Origin of the sequence: Pseudomonas sp. FG-3G, from assembly GCF_901007645.1 — a bacterium.
GTDB classification, from domain to species: domain Bacteria; phylum Pseudomonadota; class Gammaproteobacteria; order Pseudomonadales; family Pseudomonadaceae; genus Aquipseudomonas; species Aquipseudomonas rhizophila.
In genome coordinates this window covers 624,947-639,673 of sequence record NZ_CAAKGZ010000021.1, presented here as the reverse complement: position 1 = coordinate 639,673, position 14,727 = coordinate 624,947, and the positions used below count along the sequence as shown (strand labels likewise).

At 63.2% G+C, this 14,727-nt stretch carries 15 protein-coding genes; 7 read left to right on the top strand and 8 right to left on the bottom strand.

From position 1 onward, the window contains the following. The first annotated feature begins 19 nt into the window (after positions 1 to 19). Both PSEUDOMOFG3G_RS15190 and PSEUDOMOFG3G_RS15185 read left to right on the top strand, forming a co-directional pair. Positions 20 to 1,231, top strand: coding sequence for a cytochrome c biogenesis protein DipZ (locus tag PSEUDOMOFG3G_RS15190; protein ID WP_139050477.1), 1,212 nt, complete (start codon positions 20 to 22; stop codon positions 1,229 to 1,231). A gap of 239 nt (positions 1,232 to 1,470) precedes the next feature. After that, on the top strand, positions 1,471 to 1,785 hold the full coding sequence (locus PSEUDOMOFG3G_RS15185; protein WP_373685084.1) for a hypothetical protein: 315 nt from the start codon (positions 1,471 to 1,473) through the stop codon (positions 1,783 to 1,785). Positions 1,786 to 1,793: 8 nt separating this feature from the next. On the opposite strand, the gene PSEUDOMOFG3G_RS15180 is transcribed toward PSEUDOMOFG3G_RS15185, so the two are convergent. Next, positions 1,794 to 3,674 (bottom strand): sigma-54-dependent Fis family transcriptional regulator, encoded by a 1,881-nt coding sequence (locus PSEUDOMOFG3G_RS15180; RefSeq protein WP_139050475.1) that lies wholly within the window; start codon positions 3,672 to 3,674, stop codon positions 1,794 to 1,796. A gap of 361 nt (positions 3,675 to 4,035) precedes the next feature. Here PSEUDOMOFG3G_RS15180 and PSEUDOMOFG3G_RS15175 point away from each other — a divergent pair, with 361 nt between their 5' ends. The 5 genes from PSEUDOMOFG3G_RS15175 (at position 4,036) to PSEUDOMOFG3G_RS15155 (ending at position 9,402) form a co-directional block, all read left to right on the top strand. Next, a complete protein-coding gene (locus tag PSEUDOMOFG3G_RS15175) occupies positions 4,036 to 5,109 on the top strand; it encodes an ATP-NAD kinase family protein (protein ID WP_139050474.1) in 1,074 nt (357 codons plus the stop codon). A 2-nt stretch (positions 5,110 to 5,111) separates the two neighbouring features. Next, complete coding sequence (locus PSEUDOMOFG3G_RS15170; RefSeq protein WP_047228963.1) at positions 5,112 to 6,089, top strand: thiamine pyrophosphate-dependent dehydrogenase E1 component subunit alpha; 978 nt, start codon at positions 5,112 to 5,114, stop codon at positions 6,087 to 6,089. Positions 6,090 to 6,124: 35 nt separating this feature from the next. Next, on the top strand, positions 6,125 to 7,141 hold the full coding sequence (locus PSEUDOMOFG3G_RS15165; protein ID WP_047228964.1) for an alpha-ketoacid dehydrogenase subunit beta: 1,017 nt from the start codon (positions 6,125 to 6,127) through the stop codon (positions 7,139 to 7,141). After that, positions 7,141 to 8,253: an acetoin dehydrogenase dihydrolipoyllysine-residue acetyltransferase subunit gene (locus PSEUDOMOFG3G_RS15160; RefSeq protein WP_139050473.1), complete on the top strand. Its 1,113-nt coding sequence runs from the start codon at positions 7,141 to 7,143 to the stop codon at positions 8,251 to 8,253. The genes PSEUDOMOFG3G_RS15165 and PSEUDOMOFG3G_RS15160 overlap by 1 nt, the downstream gene beginning before the upstream one ends. Before the next feature lie 84 nt (positions 8,254 to 8,337). Next, on the top strand, positions 8,338 to 9,402 hold the full coding sequence (locus PSEUDOMOFG3G_RS15155) for a 2,3-butanediol dehydrogenase (protein ID WP_230682633.1): 1,065 nt from the start codon (positions 8,338 to 8,340) through the stop codon (positions 9,400 to 9,402). Positions 9,403 to 9,457: 55 nt separating this feature from the next. Here the strand turns inward: PSEUDOMOFG3G_RS15155 and PSEUDOMOFG3G_RS15150 are convergent, their stop codons facing one another. From PSEUDOMOFG3G_RS15150 to PSEUDOMOFG3G_RS15120, 7 genes are all read right to left on the bottom strand, one after another. Beyond that, positions 9,458 to 9,964, bottom strand: coding sequence for a DUF6644 family protein (locus PSEUDOMOFG3G_RS15150; protein ID WP_047228967.1), 507 nt, complete (start codon positions 9,962 to 9,964; stop codon positions 9,458 to 9,460). Continuing rightward, positions 9,964 to 10,314, bottom strand: coding sequence for a DUF6152 family protein (locus PSEUDOMOFG3G_RS15145; protein WP_139050472.1), 351 nt, complete (start codon positions 10,312 to 10,314; stop codon positions 9,964 to 9,966). Before PSEUDOMOFG3G_RS15145 ends, PSEUDOMOFG3G_RS15150 begins: the two co-directional genes overlap by 1 nt. Positions 10,315 to 10,340: 26 nt before the next feature. Then, positions 10,341 to 10,895 carry a DinB family protein gene (locus PSEUDOMOFG3G_RS15140; RefSeq protein ID WP_139050471.1) on the bottom strand — a complete coding sequence of 185 codons (555 nt, stop codon included), beginning with the start codon at positions 10,893 to 10,895 and terminating at the stop codon, positions 10,341 to 10,343. A gap of 177 nt (positions 10,896 to 11,072) precedes the next feature. Next, complete coding sequence (locus PSEUDOMOFG3G_RS15135) at positions 11,073 to 11,990, bottom strand: dihydrodipicolinate synthase family protein (RefSeq protein ID WP_047228970.1); 918 nt, start codon at positions 11,988 to 11,990, stop codon at positions 11,073 to 11,075. A gap of 206 nt (positions 11,991 to 12,196) precedes the next feature. After that, complete coding sequence (locus PSEUDOMOFG3G_RS15130) at positions 12,197 to 13,225, bottom strand: proline racemase family protein (RefSeq protein ID WP_139050470.1); 1,029 nt, start codon at positions 13,223 to 13,225, stop codon at positions 12,197 to 12,199. Between the two features lie 115 nt (positions 13,226 to 13,340). Further along, entirely contained in the window at positions 13,341 to 14,063 is a 723-nt protein-coding gene (locus PSEUDOMOFG3G_RS15125; protein WP_139050469.1) for an amino acid ABC transporter ATP-binding protein, read from the bottom strand. After that, positions 14,056 to 14,706, bottom strand: coding sequence for an amino acid ABC transporter permease (locus PSEUDOMOFG3G_RS15120; protein ID WP_139050468.1), 651 nt, complete (start codon positions 14,704 to 14,706; stop codon positions 14,056 to 14,058). The genes PSEUDOMOFG3G_RS15125 and PSEUDOMOFG3G_RS15120 overlap by 8 nt, the downstream gene beginning before the upstream one ends. Positions 14,707 to 14,727: the final 21 nt, after the last annotated feature.

Here is a 14,727-nt window from a genome sequence, read left to right as displayed (position 1 = left end):
CTACCGTTGAGGTGTTGCCATGCTTTTGATCGCTTTTCTGGGCGGGATCCTGACGATCCTCAGTCCCTGCATCCTTCCGGTGGTGCCGTTTCTGTTTGCCCGGGCCAATCGCTCGCGGGGCTCGGTACTGCTGACGCTGGCCGGCATGGTGCTGACGTTTGCCCTGGTTTCGAGTCTGGCGGTGGTCAGCAGCGAGTGGGTGGTGCGAGCCAGCAGCGTTGGCCGGCAAATCGCTCTGTGGGTGATGGTGCTGTTCGCCTTGTCGCTGATGTTCAGCCGCGTCGGTATATGGCTGGCACGGCCGCTGGTGAGCCTGGGCAACCGTATCGATAACGGCGCCGGACGGATGGCCGGGCCTGTGGGCTCGGTGCTGATCGGGGTCGCCACCGGGCTGCTCTGGGCGCCGTGTGCCGGGCCGATACTCGGGGTGATTCTGACCGGGGCCATGTTGCAAGGCGCGAGCGCTGAAACCAGTCTGCTGCTGCTCGCTTACGGGCTGGGCAGTGCCTTGTCGCTGGGTGTGCTGATCCTGGCCGGGCGCGGATTGGCCGACCGCCTCAAGCTGTCGTTGCCGATCACCACCTGGCTGCGCCGGGGTACCGGTGTCGTGGTATTGCTGGCAGCCGTGGCGATTGGCACGGGTGCCGATGATCGCCTGTTGGCCAGTACCTCCTCCCAAGGGGCTGCGACCCTGGAGCAGGGGGTACTGAAGAATGTGCCCAAGGCCATCGATTACCTGGTCGAAAAGGCGAGCGCGGCCTCCCTGGAATCGCTTCAGCCTCAGGGCGAGATGCCGTCCCTGGAGGGCGCCGTGCAATGGTTGAACTCGCCAGCCTTGAGCAGCGAGTCACTGCGGGGCAAAGTGGTGCTGGTGGATTTCTGGACTTATGACTGCATCAACTGCCAGCGCACGCTGCCCTATGTGAACGATTGGGCGCGCAAGTACGAGAAGGAGGGGTTGGTGGTCATCGGCGTGCACACACCTGAGTACGGCTACGAGAAAATCATCGACAACGTGCGTGAGCAGGTTCGCAAGCTGGGGATCAACTACCCGGTGGCCATCGATAACCAATATGCAATCTGGCGCGCCTTCAACAATCAGTACTGGCCAGCCCACTACTTCATCGATGCCAAGGGGCAGGTGCGCTACAGCCACTTTGGCGAAGGGCGGTATGCCGAGCAGGAACGGGTGATTGGGCAATTGTTGGAGGAAGCCAAGGCCAGCCAGTAACCCGTGGCAAGGGAGCTTGCTTGAGGCGAAGGGATCTGTGGGAGCAAGGCTTGCCCGCGATGAACGATAACGCGGTTCAGTTGTTCGACCGCGGTGCGGCTATCGCGGGCAAGCCTTGTTCCCACAGATGAATCCCTCTCTACAAGGAATTGCGTAGCCGTGCTGGCCCCTTGCTCTTTCCAAGGTTGTCAAACTTCTTTTATTTCAGAAAGTTGGGCGACAAACCTATGCGGATTTCTATGTGGGTTGTGGTGACGTTTCTCCTGGTCGTTTCGCTTGAGGCTCAGGCAAAGGCCCTGACGAAAAACCAGCAGTCGGTGTGCCGTTGGGGTTCGGACATTGCCGCCGGCGCCCAGGCGTCGAAGCTTTCCGGGATCACCTTGTACGGCGCGCGCAAAAGGTTGCAGGTGCGCAAGTTTCCCCGGCCGTGGATGCGCATGACCGCCCTGGGCATCACCGAACAGACCTATAACAGCGCTTCACGTCTCAAGCCCGCGGCCATCAAGCAGACCTACTATGAACAGTGCGTGCGGCATGCGCTGGCGCGAAGATAAGCGTTGGTTCACGCCGGGCTTCTGCCGGGCATTTCGATGCCATGCAGGTGAACCCTTCGATACAGGGTCGCTCGGGAAATGCCCAGCGCCCGTGCAGCGGCGGTGGGCTTCCAGCGATGCCGCACCAGCGCATCGAGCAGCATCTGACGCTCCGGGCTGGCGCTGGGTTGTGGTGCGTCGACAGGCGCTTGTGTGCAGTGCAATGACTCGGGCAGGTGACTGAGCTGGATCACACTCGCCTCGCTCACCGCGCAGGCGTAGCGCAGCACATGACGCAACTGACGGATATTGCCCGGCCAGTGATAACCGAGCAGGCATTCCAGGGCTGCGCCGCTCAATTGCGCCATCCCCCCGCACTGCGCCGATTCCTCATCCAGAATGCGGTTGATCAACGCCAGCCGATCACTGCGCTCACGCAGCGGCGGCAGTTGGAAGCGGGCGCCGCCGAGGCGAAAGTACAGATCCTCGCGAAACCCGCCGGCGGCAACCAATGTCTCCAGGTCGCGGTGGGTGGCGCAGATCACCTGAATGTCCACGGCCCTGCGCCGTGACGCCCCCAGTGGCGCCACTTCACCTTCGGCCAATACCCGTAGCAGGCGCGTCTGCAAAGCCAGCGGCATGTCACCGATTTCATCCAGAAACAGTGTGCCGCCATCGGCTTGTTGCAGCAGGCCCTGCATACCTTTCGCCGAGGCCCCGGTGAAGGCCCCGGCAACGTAGCCGAACAACTCGCTTTCGATCAGGCTTTCGGGAATCGCCGCGCAGTTCAATGCCACGAACGGCCGGTCACGGCGCTGGCTGGCCTGATGCAGTTGGCGGGCAAATACCTCCTTGCCAGAGCCGGTTTCGCCTTGGATCAGCACCGGCAAGTTGCGATCCTTGACCCGTACCGCCAGACGCAGGCTGTCGGCCAATCGAGGATCCAGCTCCACCGGGGCCATGGCAACCCGGGGGCGCGGATTGGCCCGCTGTCGCGGCGCGCTCAAGCGACCATGCAAAGGCGACTCGATGCCGGGACTGGACAGCGGATACAGACGCTCGTCGCGGGCACGGTGCAGCAGTTGCTGGTCGAACACCTGGCTGATGTGCTGCGGCAGTTGGCCGTAGTGTTGCAGCAGGTACTGGCGGGCTGCGGGGTTCAGGGCTTGCAGGCAACCGTGGTCGTCCCAGGCGAACAGCAAGTCCGGCTGGCTGTCGACGTAGCCGGCGTTGCGATGGGCCCGCAGTACCCAGTAGCCCTGGGCGCTGCTCATGAAAAACGCCTGTTCGATTTCCCGAGCGCTCTGGACCACCATCTGCCGGATCAGGTGCTGTGAGCGTCGATCATCCGGTGAACGCACCGCCGAGACATCCAGAACCCCGAGCAACTGCCCTTGCGGGTCGAAAACCGGCGCGGCGGAGCAGGTCAGGCCGATGAACGCCGCCCGGAAATGATCGCGCTTGTGCACCGTCACCGGGGCTTTGGCCGTGAGCACCGCCGCCACGCCGCAGGTGCCTTCTTCCCCCTCCGACCAGCAGGTGCCCAAGTACAGCCCGGCCTTGCGGCAGTCATTGCGAATGGTGGTTTCCACCCGGTAATCGATGGTCTGGCCCTGGGCATCGGTGAGCAGCACGCAGTAGTCGGCATCCCGCACCCGACCATGCAGCCGGGCGACTTCTTCGCTGGCGATATTAAGGAACAGTTCCGAGCGCTCGCGGCATTGCTTGAGCACGTCCTGGGACAGGATGCGCGGGCCCTGCAGCGAACCGGGGTCCAGATGATGTTGCTCCATGGAGCGACGCCAGGAGTCGAGGATCAGGTCCGGGACGGGCAGCTGTGGCAGTTGCGCCGCGTTTTTCAGTACGCGGCTGACGCAATCCACATGCGCCCGGGAGTGAGCGGAAAGCATACGGGCCTCCGTTTCAGCTTCTTATCGTTGTGCGCTCATTAAGCGCCGTTCGTTGTGCGCAGACAAGCTCGGCGAGCCGCACCGGCAAGTGTGAGACGCCACGTCTCACGGTCTCGCCAGAACCTCGTGCAGGCTGACATGTCGCGTCTCACAGCGCGTGGGTGGATTCCCTCGGAGGAGGCGCTGCGAGGGCTCTGTTCCGGGCCTTTCGCCGGTTCTATCGGTATCTGGCACCGCCCTTGCTCTAGCGTCTGCAGCCGACCCGTTCGGACTGCCAATAATAAAAAATGAGGTGTCCCATGTCTCTGCACCGAGGGTTTTGCTGCCCAGGTCGTCCATCTACTCAACTGCCGGTGGCGCCATGAGTCGCCGTCCACTGACCGTGGGCATCATTGCCAACCCGGCGTCGGGGCGCGATGTGCGACGCCTGACCGCCAACGCCGGGTTGTTTTCCAGCACCGACAAGGTTTCGGTGATCCAGCGGCTGCTGGCCGCCTTTGGTGCCACCGGTATCGAGCAGGTCCTGATGCCGACCGACATGACCGGCATTGCCGCCGCCGTGCTGAAGAACAGCCACAGCCGCCAGGCGCGCAGCAGCCATTGGCCGGCCTTGGAGTTTCTCGACCTGACGCTGCGCCAGACCGTCGAAGATACGCGTCAGGCTGCGCGCCTGATGGCAGAACGCGAGGTGAGCCTGATCGCCGTGCTGGGCGGCGACGGCACCCACAAGGCCGTGGCCGCCGAAGTCGGTGATATCCCGCTGCTGACCCTCTCCACGGGCACCAATAACGCCTTCCCCGAACTGCGCGAAGCCACCAGTGCCGGATTGGCCGGTGGGTTGTACGCCAGCGGCCGGATACCTGCGCAGATCGGCCTGCGTCGCAACAAACGCCTGTTGGTCTGCGATGCCGGACGCGGTTTGCGCGAAGTCGCCCTGGTGGACGTCGCCGTGTCGCCGCTGCGCTTTGTCGGCGCCCGGGCCATCAGTCGGGCGCAGGACCTGGCCGAGGTGTTCGTGACCTTCGCCGAGCCGCAATCCATCGGCCTGTCGGCGCTGTGCGGCTTGTGGTTCCCGGTGTCACGCCAGGCAGCGGGTGGTGCCTGGATGCGCCTGGACCCGCAATCGCCCGAAGCGTTGCTGGTGCCGCTGGCCCCTGGTCTGTTGCAAGGCTGTGGCGTGCTCGCCGCCGGGCCCCTGGAGCCTGGCATCGCCCATGGCCTGTCGCTCTCCAGAGGCACCCTGGCCCTGGACGGCGAACGGGAAATCGAATTCAACGCGCAGGACCGGCCCACGGTCACCCTCGATGCCGGCGGCCCGCTGAGCATCGATGTCAACGCGGTGCTGGCCTACGCCGCGCAACAGCGTTTGCTGGCCATCGGCCGCGAACACCCGCAACACCCTCTGAATCTTCAAGAAGACACCCCAGGAGAATAAAAATGTCGACACCGCTCACCCACGATCAACTGCTGCACGCCTATCAGGTGATGCGCACCATCCGCGCCTTTGAAGAGCGCCTGCACGTGGAATTCGCCACTGGCGAGATTCCCGGTTTCGTCCACCTGTATGCCGGCGAAGAGGCGTCGGCCGCCGGCGTCATGGCCCATTTGGGCGATGACGATTGCATCGCCTCCAACCACCGTGGCCACGGTCATTGCATCGCCAAGGGCGTGGACGTGTACGGGATGATGGCCGAGATCTACGGCAAGAAGACCGGCGTCTGCCAAGGCAAGGGCGGCTCCATGCACATTGCCGATTTCGAGAAAGGCATGCTCGGCGCCAATGGCATTGTCGGGGCGGGCGCGCCCCTGGTGGTGGGCGCCGCGCTGGCCGCCCGGCTCAAGGGCACCGACAGCGTCGCCGTGGTGTTTTTCGGTGATGGTGGCTCCAACGAAGGCGCGGTATTCGAAGCCATGAACATGGCCTCGGTGTGGAACCTGCCGTGCCTGTTCATCGCTGAAAACAATGGCTACGCCGAAGCCACCGCGTCCAATTGGTCGGTGGCCTGCGATCACATTGCCGACCGTGCCGCCGGTTTCGGCATGCCCGGGGTGACGGTGGATGGCTTTGACTTCTTTGCCGTGCATGAAGCCGCCGGGGCCGCCGTCGAACGCGCCCGTGCCGGGGAGGGGCCTTCGCTGATCGAGGTCAAGCTGACCCGTTACTACGGCCACTTCGAGGGCGATGCCCAGACTTATCGGGCACCCGACGAGGTCAAGCATTTTCGCGAGAACCAGGATTGCCTGATGCAGTTTCGCGAGCGCACCACGCGGGCCGGATTGCTCACCGTCGAGCAGTTGGACCAGATCGACAAGGAGATCGAGTTGCTGATCGAAAACGCCGTGTACAAAGCCAAGTCCGATCCCAAGCCCACCGCGGCGGACCTGCTGACCGACGTCTACGTCTCCTATCCCTGAACGCTCTTCATAAAACAAGAACAGAGAATCCCATCATGGCGAGAAAAATCAGCTATCAGCAGGCAATCAACGAAGCCCTGGCCCAGGAAATGCGCCGCGATTCCAGCGTCTTCATCATGGGCGAGGACGTCGCCGGCGGTGCCGGCGCGCCCGGTGAAAACGACGCCTGGGGCGGTGTGCTCGGTGTCACCAAGGGGCTTTACGACCAGTTTCCCGGGCGTGTGCTGGATACGCCGCTGTCGGAAATCGGTTACGTCGGCGCGGCGGTCGGGGCGGCGACCTGTGGCGTGCGCCCGGTGTGCGAACTGATGTTCGTCGACTTCGCCGGGTGCTGCCTGGACCAGATCCTCAACCAGGCGGCGAAGTTTCGCTACATGTTCGGCGGCAAGGCCTCCACGCCGCTGGTGATCCGCACCATGGTCGGCGCCGGCTTGCGTGCCGCCGCCCAGCATTCCCAAATGCTCACCTCCTTGTGGACGCACATTCCGGGGCTGAAAGTGGTGTGTCCGTCATCGCCTTACGACGCCAAGGGCCTGCTGATCCAGGCGATCCGCGACAACGACCCGGTGATCTTCTGCGAGCACAAATTGCTCTACAGCATGCAGGGCGAGGTGCCGGAAGAGCTCTACACCATTCCCTTCGGCGAGGCCAATTTCCTACGCGACGGCAAAGACGTGACCCTGGTGTCGTACGGGCGCATGGTCAATACCGCCATGGACGCGGCCCGCAGCCTGGCCGGGCGCGGCATCGACTGCGAGGTCATCGACCTGCGCACCACCAGCCCGATGGACGAGGACAGCATCCTGGAAAGCGTCGAGAAAACCGGGCGCCTGGTGGTCATCGATGAGGCCAACCCACGCTGCTCAATGGCCACCGACATTTCCGCGCTGGTGGCGCAAAAAGCCTTTGGCGCGCTCAAGGCGCCGATTGAAATGGTCACCGCGCCCCATACCCCGGTGCCGTTCTCCGATGCCCTGGAAGACCTGTACATCCCTGACGCGGCGAAGATCGAACAAGCCGTGCTCAACGTGATCGAGTGGAGCAAGCGCTGATGAGCCAGATTCATACCCTGACCATGCCCAAGTGGGGCCTGTCGATGACCGAAGGCCGGGTCGATGCCTGGCTCAAGGAGGAGGGCCAGGCCATCACCAAGGGTGATGAAGTGATGGACGTGGAAACCGACAAGATTTCCAGCAGCGTCGAAGCGCCGTTCTCCGGGATCTTGCGGCGGCAGGTTGCCCGACAGGACGAAACCCTGGCGGTCGGCGCCTTGCTCGGGATTGTCGTCGACGGTGAAGCGAGCGATGCCGAGATCGATGCGGTCATCGAGCAGTTCCAGTCGTCCTTTGTGCCCGGCGACGCTGCCGACGAAGACAGCGGCCCGAAACCGCAGAAAGTCGAACTGGATGGCCGGGTGATCCGCTTTTTCGAGCGTGGCGAAGGCGGCACGCCGCTGCTGCTGGTGCATGGTTTCGGCGGCGACCTGAACAATTGGCTGTTCAACCACGAAGCACTGGCGGCCGGGCGTCGGGTCATCGCCCTGGACCTGCCGGGCCATGGCGAATCCGCCAAGACACTGCAACGCGGTGACCTGGACGAACTGAGCGGCGTGGTGCTGGCCTTGCTCGATCACCTGGACATCAACGCTGTGCATCTGGTGGGGCATTCCATGGGTGGGGCGGTGTCGCTGAACGCCGCGCGCCTGATGCCCCAGCGAGTGCGGTCGCTGACCTTGATCGGCAGTGCCGGGCTGGGCGCGCAGATCAATGGCAGCTACCTCAAAGGTTTTGTCGAAGCGGCCAACCGCAACGCCCTCAAGCCGCAACTGGTGCAACTGTTCTCCAATGCCGAGCTGGTCAATCGGCAGATGCTCGATGACATGCTCAAGTACAAGCGCCTGGAGGGCGTGGACGCTGCGCTGTTGCAACTGTCAGCGACGCTGTTCGCCGACGGCCGCCAGCAGGTGGATTTACGCGAAGTGGTGCAGGCCGGCCACGTGCCGACGCTGGTGATCTGGGGCAGCGACGACGCGATCATCCCGGCCACCCACAGCGATGGGCTGAGTGCCCAGGTCGAGGTGCTGCCCGGCCAGGGACACATGGTGCAAATGGAAGCGGCCGAGCAGGTCAACCGGTTGATCCTCGGGTTCATTGAGCAGCACTGATCAAGCGGGCGGCGCGGTGATTCGTCGCCCCTACAAAATTCTGGAGGCAACGCTATGAACGTTTCAATCAAGCCTACCCGCAGCATGCGCGCCGCTGTCTGGCATGGCCGCAACGACATCCGCGTCGAAGACGTGCCGCTGCCCGTAGCGCCGCCCGCCGGCTGGGTGCAGATCCGCGTGCAGTGGTGCGGCATCTGTGGCTCTGACCTGCATGAATATGTGGCCGGGCCGGTGTTCATTCCGGTGGACGCGCCGCATCCGCTGACCGGCATCAAGGGCCAGTGCATCCTCGGCCATGAGTTCTGCGGTGAAATCGTCGAATTGGGGGCTGGTGTCGAGGGCTTCAGCGTCGGCGAGCCGGTGGCGGCCGATGCCTGTCAGCACTGTGGCACCTGCTATTACTGCACCCACGGGCTCTACAACATCTGCGAAAACCTGGCGTTCACCGGGCTGATGAACAACGGTGCGTTCGCGGAGCTGGTCAATGTGCCGGCCAATCTGCTTTACAAACTGCCTGCCGATTTTCCCGCCGAAGCCGGCGCGCTGATCGAGCCGTTGGCGGTGGGCATGCATGCGGTGAAAAAGGCCGGCAGCCTGCTGGGCCAGAACGTAGTGGTGGTCGGCGCCGGTACGATCGGCCTGTGCACCATCATGTGCGCCAAGGCCGCCGGCGCGGCGCAGGTGATCGCCCTGGAAATGTCCGGTGCGCGCAAGGCCAAGGCCCTGGAAGTCGGGGCCAGTCATGTGATCGATCCGAACGAGTGCGACGCCCTGGCCGAAGTCCGTCGTTTGACCGCTGGTCTGGGGGCCGACGTCAGTTTCGAGTGCATCGGCAACAAGCACACCGCCAAACTCGCCATCGACCTGATCCGCAAGGCGGGCAAATGTGTGCTGGTGGGGATTTTCGAGGAACCGAGCGAGTTCAACTTCTTTGAACTGGTCTCCACCGAGAAGCAGGTACTTGGCGCGCTGGCCTACAACGGTGAATTCGCCGACGTGATTGCCTTCATCGCCGATGGGCGCCTGGACATCTCGCCGCTGGTGACCGGGCGCATCCAGCTGGAGCAGATCGTTGGCCAGGGGTTCGAGGAACTGGTCAACAACAAGGAGCACAACGTGAAAATCATCGTGTCACCCGCACGGATCTGAGCGCGCCTGAGGTGGGCGATTGGCGATGGCCGGCAAGGCCATCGCACTTTTTATCTCAGGTATAGGCCAGCAAGCGCCCACACAACACCACCGTGAACCATATCGCCACGGACAGCACCGCCTGCGCTTTTGCCAGTCCTGGTGCCGCGCTGGCGGTGTTCCATTGGCTGACCGTGCGATAAATCCCGAGGTGAAACGCCAGGGCGTTGAGGCCCGCCGCCGCAATCAGGCACAGCTTGAGGATAAACACGCCATTGCCGGCGAAGTCATGGGGATGGGCGCTGAACATCATCAAACCGGCGGGTACGATCAACAGCAGGGCCGCAAGGGCCCAGGGCAGTAGGTGGCGGGCCAGCGCCGTCACGGCAATGTCCTTGGACACCCCAAGCACCCGCAAATCGAACATCACCACCGCGCCCACCAACAGCGAAAACCCGATGATGTGCACCACCTCCACCAACGGGTAGAGCCACAGTTCGCCGCGCATGGCCAGCGCCAGGGACGAACCTTCCAGTTGGTCCAGCCAGCCCTGCGGGTCGTTGCCTGCCTCGATGGCCTGCATCAGCGCAACTCGACGGTCTTGTTGTCGACGGTGATGCGTTCTGCGCGCAACTCATCGGGTTTGTTGCGGTTTGCATAGCCGCCCACGCCCACCTGGTTGCCAGGCTTGAGCATGTCCTTGCTCAGGCCTCGGTTCTCCATGCGTGACGGCGGGGCGAGGACCACGGTCCAGGTTTTGTCCGCCGTTTTCAGGCGCACGAAGCCATGGGGATGCGAATAGCCGGATTCTTCTATCGTTCCGTTGAGTTGCAGGGTGTTGTCAGTGTCGTACTCGCTCCAGCCGTGATGGGCCAGGGCTGTCGTTGCCACCAGCATCAACGATAAGCCGATGCAACCGAGTATGTGTTTCATGGCAGGTCTCCTGTTGGATCATCGGTTCAGCCCGGCAGGTAGTTGCGCCAGACGCGGTCTTCGCCGAGCTGCAGTGACTGCTCGTCTTCTTCGCGAAACCTGCGGTCGCAGTCGAGGAAGAACTCATCGAGTTGCGGCGGCTTGACGTGGGTGGCACTGAGCATGGTGTGGACCTGTCCGCGATGATGGATCTGATGTTCGAACAGGTGCAACAGCAGTCGGTCGATTCGTTCGCGCACCACCTCGTCGACACGCACCAGATCGACGGAGCGGGCGAGGTCGGTTTCCCGCAGGGCTTCGCAGAATGCCACCAGTCGCTGGTCGGTTTGAGTCTGGTTGTGCAGCAATTGGGCAAAGGCCAGGGTCTCGGAAAAATCCTTTATCTGGCCGTCACGGTCGCCTTCCAGGGCGGTGAGGTAATAGCGGTCCACTTCCAGGATGTGGCAAAGCGTGGCCTGGATGGACGGGAAGAACCCCGTGCGCGGTGCCTGGTATTGGGCCTCGCTCAACGGCGCGCAGGCAGTGAGTAGTCGGTGATTGGCCCACTGATTGTTCAGGGCCTGGGCCAGGAAATAGTTCATGGGGCACCTTGTGTGCGAGCTGGCTCACGATGAGGGCGGCACATCCAGCATAGTCGATTCAGGCAGACCGCTATCGCGAGCAGGCTCGCTCCCACAGGGATTTGTGGTGAATGTGGGAGCGAGCCTGCTCGCGATGGCGGCGGCGCTATCACCGCCGGTCAGCGCCATGTCCTGCGGTCAAAGCCCCACATCCGGCAACACCGGCCGATTGGCCAGGGCCTTGGCCATGATCTGCTCGACGTACACGCGATCCTCCTCCGGCAGCGCCAGGCGTGGTGGGCGGGTGAGGGCGCTGCCGCGACCGGCGATGGCTTCGCACAGTTTGATGCACTGCACCAGGTCGGCGCGGGCGTCCAGGTGCAGGATCGGCATCAGCCATTCATAGATCGGCATCGCTTCGGCAAAACGTCCGGCGCGGGCCAGGCGGAAAATGGTTTCGCCTTCTTGGGGGAACACGTTGGACATCCCCGAGACCCAGCCTTCGGCACCCACGGCCAGGCTTTCCAGCACCACGTCGTCCAGGCCTGCAAACAACACAAAGCGGTCGCCCACTTCATTGCGCACGTCGATGAAGCGCCGGGTGTCGCCGGACGAATCCTTGAAGCACACCACGTTGTCGCAATCGGCCAGGGAAATCAGGATGTCCGGGGTCACGTCATTCTTGTAGATCGGCGGGTTGTTGTAGACCATCAACGGCACGTCGGCATGCCGGGCCACGTAGCGGAAATGCTCGGCGGTCTCGAACGGCTTGGAGCCATAGACCAGCGCTGGCATCAGCATCACGCCGTCGACGCCGACCCGGCGCACTGCGTTGGCGACCTTGGCCGCCTGCACGCTGGTGAACTCGGCCACGCCGCAGATCACCGGCACCCGGCCCCGGGCAGCATCCACCGCCACTTCGGTCACGGCAATTTTCTCCTCGGCGCTCAGGGAGGTGTTTTCCCCCACCGAGCCGCAGACCACCAGGCCTGACACGCCATCGCGGATGACGTTGGAAATCACTTGATGGGTTTTTTCCAGGTTGATGGAAAAGTCATCGTTGAACTGCGTGGTGACGGCGGGGAATACGCCGCTCCAGTTGATGCGTTTGCTCATGGTTGTCTCCGGTTATGGTGTTTCGTATGCGCAAAAATTTAATTCACTACAAATCCCCTGTGGCGAGGGAGCTTGCTCCCGCTGGGGCGCGAAGCGGCCCCAACAATGACCTGACAACTCGATGTGTCAGGCAATCCAAGAGGGCTGCTGCGCAGCCCAGCGGGAGCAAGCTCCCTCGCCACAGGGAGATGTGCAAAGTTCGAAAGTCATGCGCCAGGCCAGGTATCCGAAAGCCGATACCCCTGTGGCCAGGGATCTGCCGGGTCGAGCAGCAACTGATGCGTGCCGGTGATCCACGCGCGCCCAGCGATGCACGGATAAATTGCCGGGCGTCCGGCCACTTCGGTCAATGAATCGATACGACAGTGGAACTCGGAGCCGATGATCGAGCGGCCGATGAAGCGCTCTCCCACTTGCATCAACCCCTTGGCGTGCAACACCGCCATGCGCGCCGAGCAACCGGTGCCGGTGGGGGAGCGATCGATCTTGCCGGGCTGGATCACCACGGCGTTGGCACCGCTGGCGATGCCGTTCTCCAGGACGATGGGCGCGGCGATCTGGCAAAACGAGATATGCGACCAGTCCGGGTTCAACGGATGCACAAAGCCCAGTTGCTCGTTGGCGGCCCGGGTGATTTTCAACCCCACGGCCACCAATTCTGCCGCTTCATCAGGACGGATAGCAAAACCCAGGCGCTGGGCGTCGACGATGACGAAACTGTCGCCGCCGTAGGCAGTGTCCACCTGCAGCGACCCCAGCCCCTCGACTTCGATCCAGGCATCGAGGCGGTCGGCGAAGGAGGGCACGTTCTTGATTTCCACCCGTTGGACTTTGCCGTCGCGGCAGTCGGCCACCGCTTCGATCAGCCCGCCGGGCGCTTCGAGGACCAAGCGCGTCTGGGGCTCGGTCATGGGCAGGATGCCGCTATCGAGCAACACAGTGGCGACGCACAACGAGTTGGAACCGGACATTGGCGGTGTGTCGGCTGGTTCCATGATGATCCAGGCCATCTGCGCCCGCGGGTCCTTGGCCGGCACCAGCAGGTTGACGTGACGGAACACGCCGCCACGGGGCTCGTTGAGGACGAAGTTGCGCAGGGTCTGGTCCTGGGCGATCCAGCGTGACTGTTCCCATACGGTGGCGCCGGGCGGTGGTGCGACGCCGCCGACGATCACATCGCCGACTTCGCCTTCGGCGTGGCAGCTGACGACATGGATGATTTTTGATGAGCGCATTGGCTGCTCCTTGGGTTGTCTGGTCGGGCCTCATCGCGAGCAGGCTCGCTCCCACACTGTTTTGCGTACGCCACAGAACCTGTGGGAGCGAGCCTGCTCGCGAAAGGGCCGTCCGCTATTTCACCGACTTGAGAAACGCCGCCGTCTCCGGCTGCACAGGGTTGCCAATCACCTGATCCGGCGGCCCGATCTCATGGACCCGCCCGTCGCAGAAAAACGCCACGCGGTCGGACACGTCCCGGGCGAAGCGGATCTCGTGGGTCACCAGCACCATGGTCATGCCGTCTTCGGCGAGCATGCGCATGGTGTCCAGCACTTCGCCCACCAATTGCGGGTCCAGGGCCGAGGTGGCTTCGTCGAAGAGCATGTAGTCCGGCGACATCGCCAGGGCCCGGGCGATCGCCATGCGCTGTTGTTGACCACCGGAAAGCTTGCCGGGGAAGGCCTTGAGCTTGTCTCCCAGGCCCACATGTTCCAGCTGTCGCAGCGCCAGCGCTTCGGCCTCCTGCTTGCTTTTTCCCAGCACTTTGCGAGGCGCCAGCATCACGTTTTCCAGCACGGTCAGATGGGGGAAAGCGTTCCATTGCTGGAACACGATGCCGATCTTTTGCCGCAAGCGGTTGAGGTCGGTGGCGCGGTCGTGAACCTCGATGCCGTCCACGCGGATGCTGCCTTTGTGGATCGGCTCAAGGCCGTTGATGCACATCAGCAGGGTCGATTTGCCGGAGCCGGAGCCGCCGATGATCGACACCACTTCCCCTTTGTCCACCGTCAGGCTCACGCCCTTGACCACTTCCAGCTCGCCAAAGGATTTGTGTACGTTCTCGATCTCAATCATTTTCCTGCCACCTTCTTTCCAGACGTGCGCCAAGGCGGGCGACCACCAGGCTCATGACGTAGTAAATGAGGCCCGCAATGCACAGCACCAGCAGCGGTTCCTGGATGCGGGTGACGATGGTTTGCGAGGCGCGCAGCAGTTCGACGATGCCGATCCACATCACCAGCGCGGTGTCTTTCATCACGCCCAACACCAGGTTCAGCCAGCCAGGGAATGCGACCCGCGTGGCAATCGGCAGGACGATGTAGCGCAGATCCTGCAGGTAACTCAGGCCCAGGGAGCGACTGGCGCGCCGGGTACTCAACGGCACCGCCAGCACGCCACCGCGCACGATCTCGGTGAAGTAGGCGGCGGCGTAGACGCCGAGCACGATGCAACCGACCGCGAAGGCGCTCAGGTTCAGGCCGACGATGCTCTTGAGGGCGTTGAACAGCACGAACTGGATCAGCAGCGGAACGCTGCGAAACACGTCCAGTACCCACGCCAGTGGCAGGCTGGCCCGCGGCAGCAATGCCCGCAGCAGGCCGAACAGCAAGCCGGCCAGGGAGCCCAGCAGGATCGACCACGCGGTCAGTTGCAGCGTGACCCAGGCCCCGTCGAGCAAGAACAGCAGATCGTTAAGGGTGAGGCTGGTTTCAAACATGACGAGCCCTCAATAACGAAA

What these genes read in the sequence shown, in the direction of transcription:
- PSEUDOMOFG3G_RS15190 (WP_139050477.1), top strand. Translation starts at nt 20, where the DNA reads ATGCTTTTGATCGCTTTTCTGGGCGGGATCCTGACGATCCTCAGTCCC.
- PSEUDOMOFG3G_RS15185 (WP_373685084.1), top strand. Translation starts at nt 1,471, where the DNA reads ATGTGGGTTGTGGTGACGTTTCTCCTGGTCGTTTCGCTTGAGGCTCAG.
- PSEUDOMOFG3G_RS15180 (WP_139050475.1), bottom strand. Translation starts at nt 3,674, where the DNA reads ATGCTTTCCGCTCACTCCCGGGCGCATGTGGATTGCGTCAGCCGCGTA.
- PSEUDOMOFG3G_RS15175 (WP_139050474.1), top strand. Translation starts at nt 4,036, where the DNA reads ATGAGTCGCCGTCCACTGACCGTGGGCATCATTGCCAACCCGGCGTCG.
- PSEUDOMOFG3G_RS15170 (WP_047228963.1), top strand. Translation starts at nt 5,112, where the DNA reads ATGTCGACACCGCTCACCCACGATCAACTGCTGCACGCCTATCAGGTG.
- PSEUDOMOFG3G_RS15165 (WP_047228964.1), top strand. Translation starts at nt 6,125, where the DNA reads ATGGCGAGAAAAATCAGCTATCAGCAGGCAATCAACGAAGCCCTGGCC.
- PSEUDOMOFG3G_RS15160 (WP_139050473.1), top strand. Translation starts at nt 7,141, where the DNA reads ATGAGCCAGATTCATACCCTGACCATGCCCAAGTGGGGCCTGTCGATG.
- PSEUDOMOFG3G_RS15155 (WP_230682633.1), top strand. Translation starts at nt 8,338, where the DNA reads ATGCGCGCCGCTGTCTGGCATGGCCGCAACGACATCCGCGTCGAAGAC.
- PSEUDOMOFG3G_RS15150 (WP_047228967.1), bottom strand. Translation starts at nt 9,964, where the DNA reads ATGCAGGCCATCGAGGCAGGCAACGACCCGCAGGGCTGGCTGGACCAA.
- PSEUDOMOFG3G_RS15145 (WP_139050472.1), bottom strand. Translation starts at nt 10,314, where the DNA reads ATGAAACACATACTCGGTTGCATCGGCTTATCGTTGATGCTGGTGGCA.
- PSEUDOMOFG3G_RS15140 (WP_139050471.1), bottom strand. Translation starts at nt 10,895, where the DNA reads ATGAACTATTTCCTGGCCCAGGCCCTGAACAATCAGTGGGCCAATCAC.
- PSEUDOMOFG3G_RS15135 (WP_047228970.1), bottom strand. Translation starts at nt 11,990, where the DNA reads ATGAGCAAACGCATCAACTGGAGCGGCGTATTCCCCGCCGTCACCACG.
- PSEUDOMOFG3G_RS15130 (WP_139050470.1), bottom strand. Translation starts at nt 13,225, where the DNA reads ATGCGCTCATCAAAAATCATCCATGTCGTCAGCTGCCACGCCGAAGGC.
- PSEUDOMOFG3G_RS15125 (WP_139050469.1), bottom strand. Translation starts at nt 14,063, where the DNA reads ATGATTGAGATCGAGAACGTACACAAATCCTTTGGCGAGCTGGAAGTG.
- PSEUDOMOFG3G_RS15120 (WP_139050468.1), bottom strand. Translation starts at nt 14,706, where the DNA reads ATGTTTGAAACCAGCCTCACCCTTAACGATCTGCTGTTCTTGCTCGAC.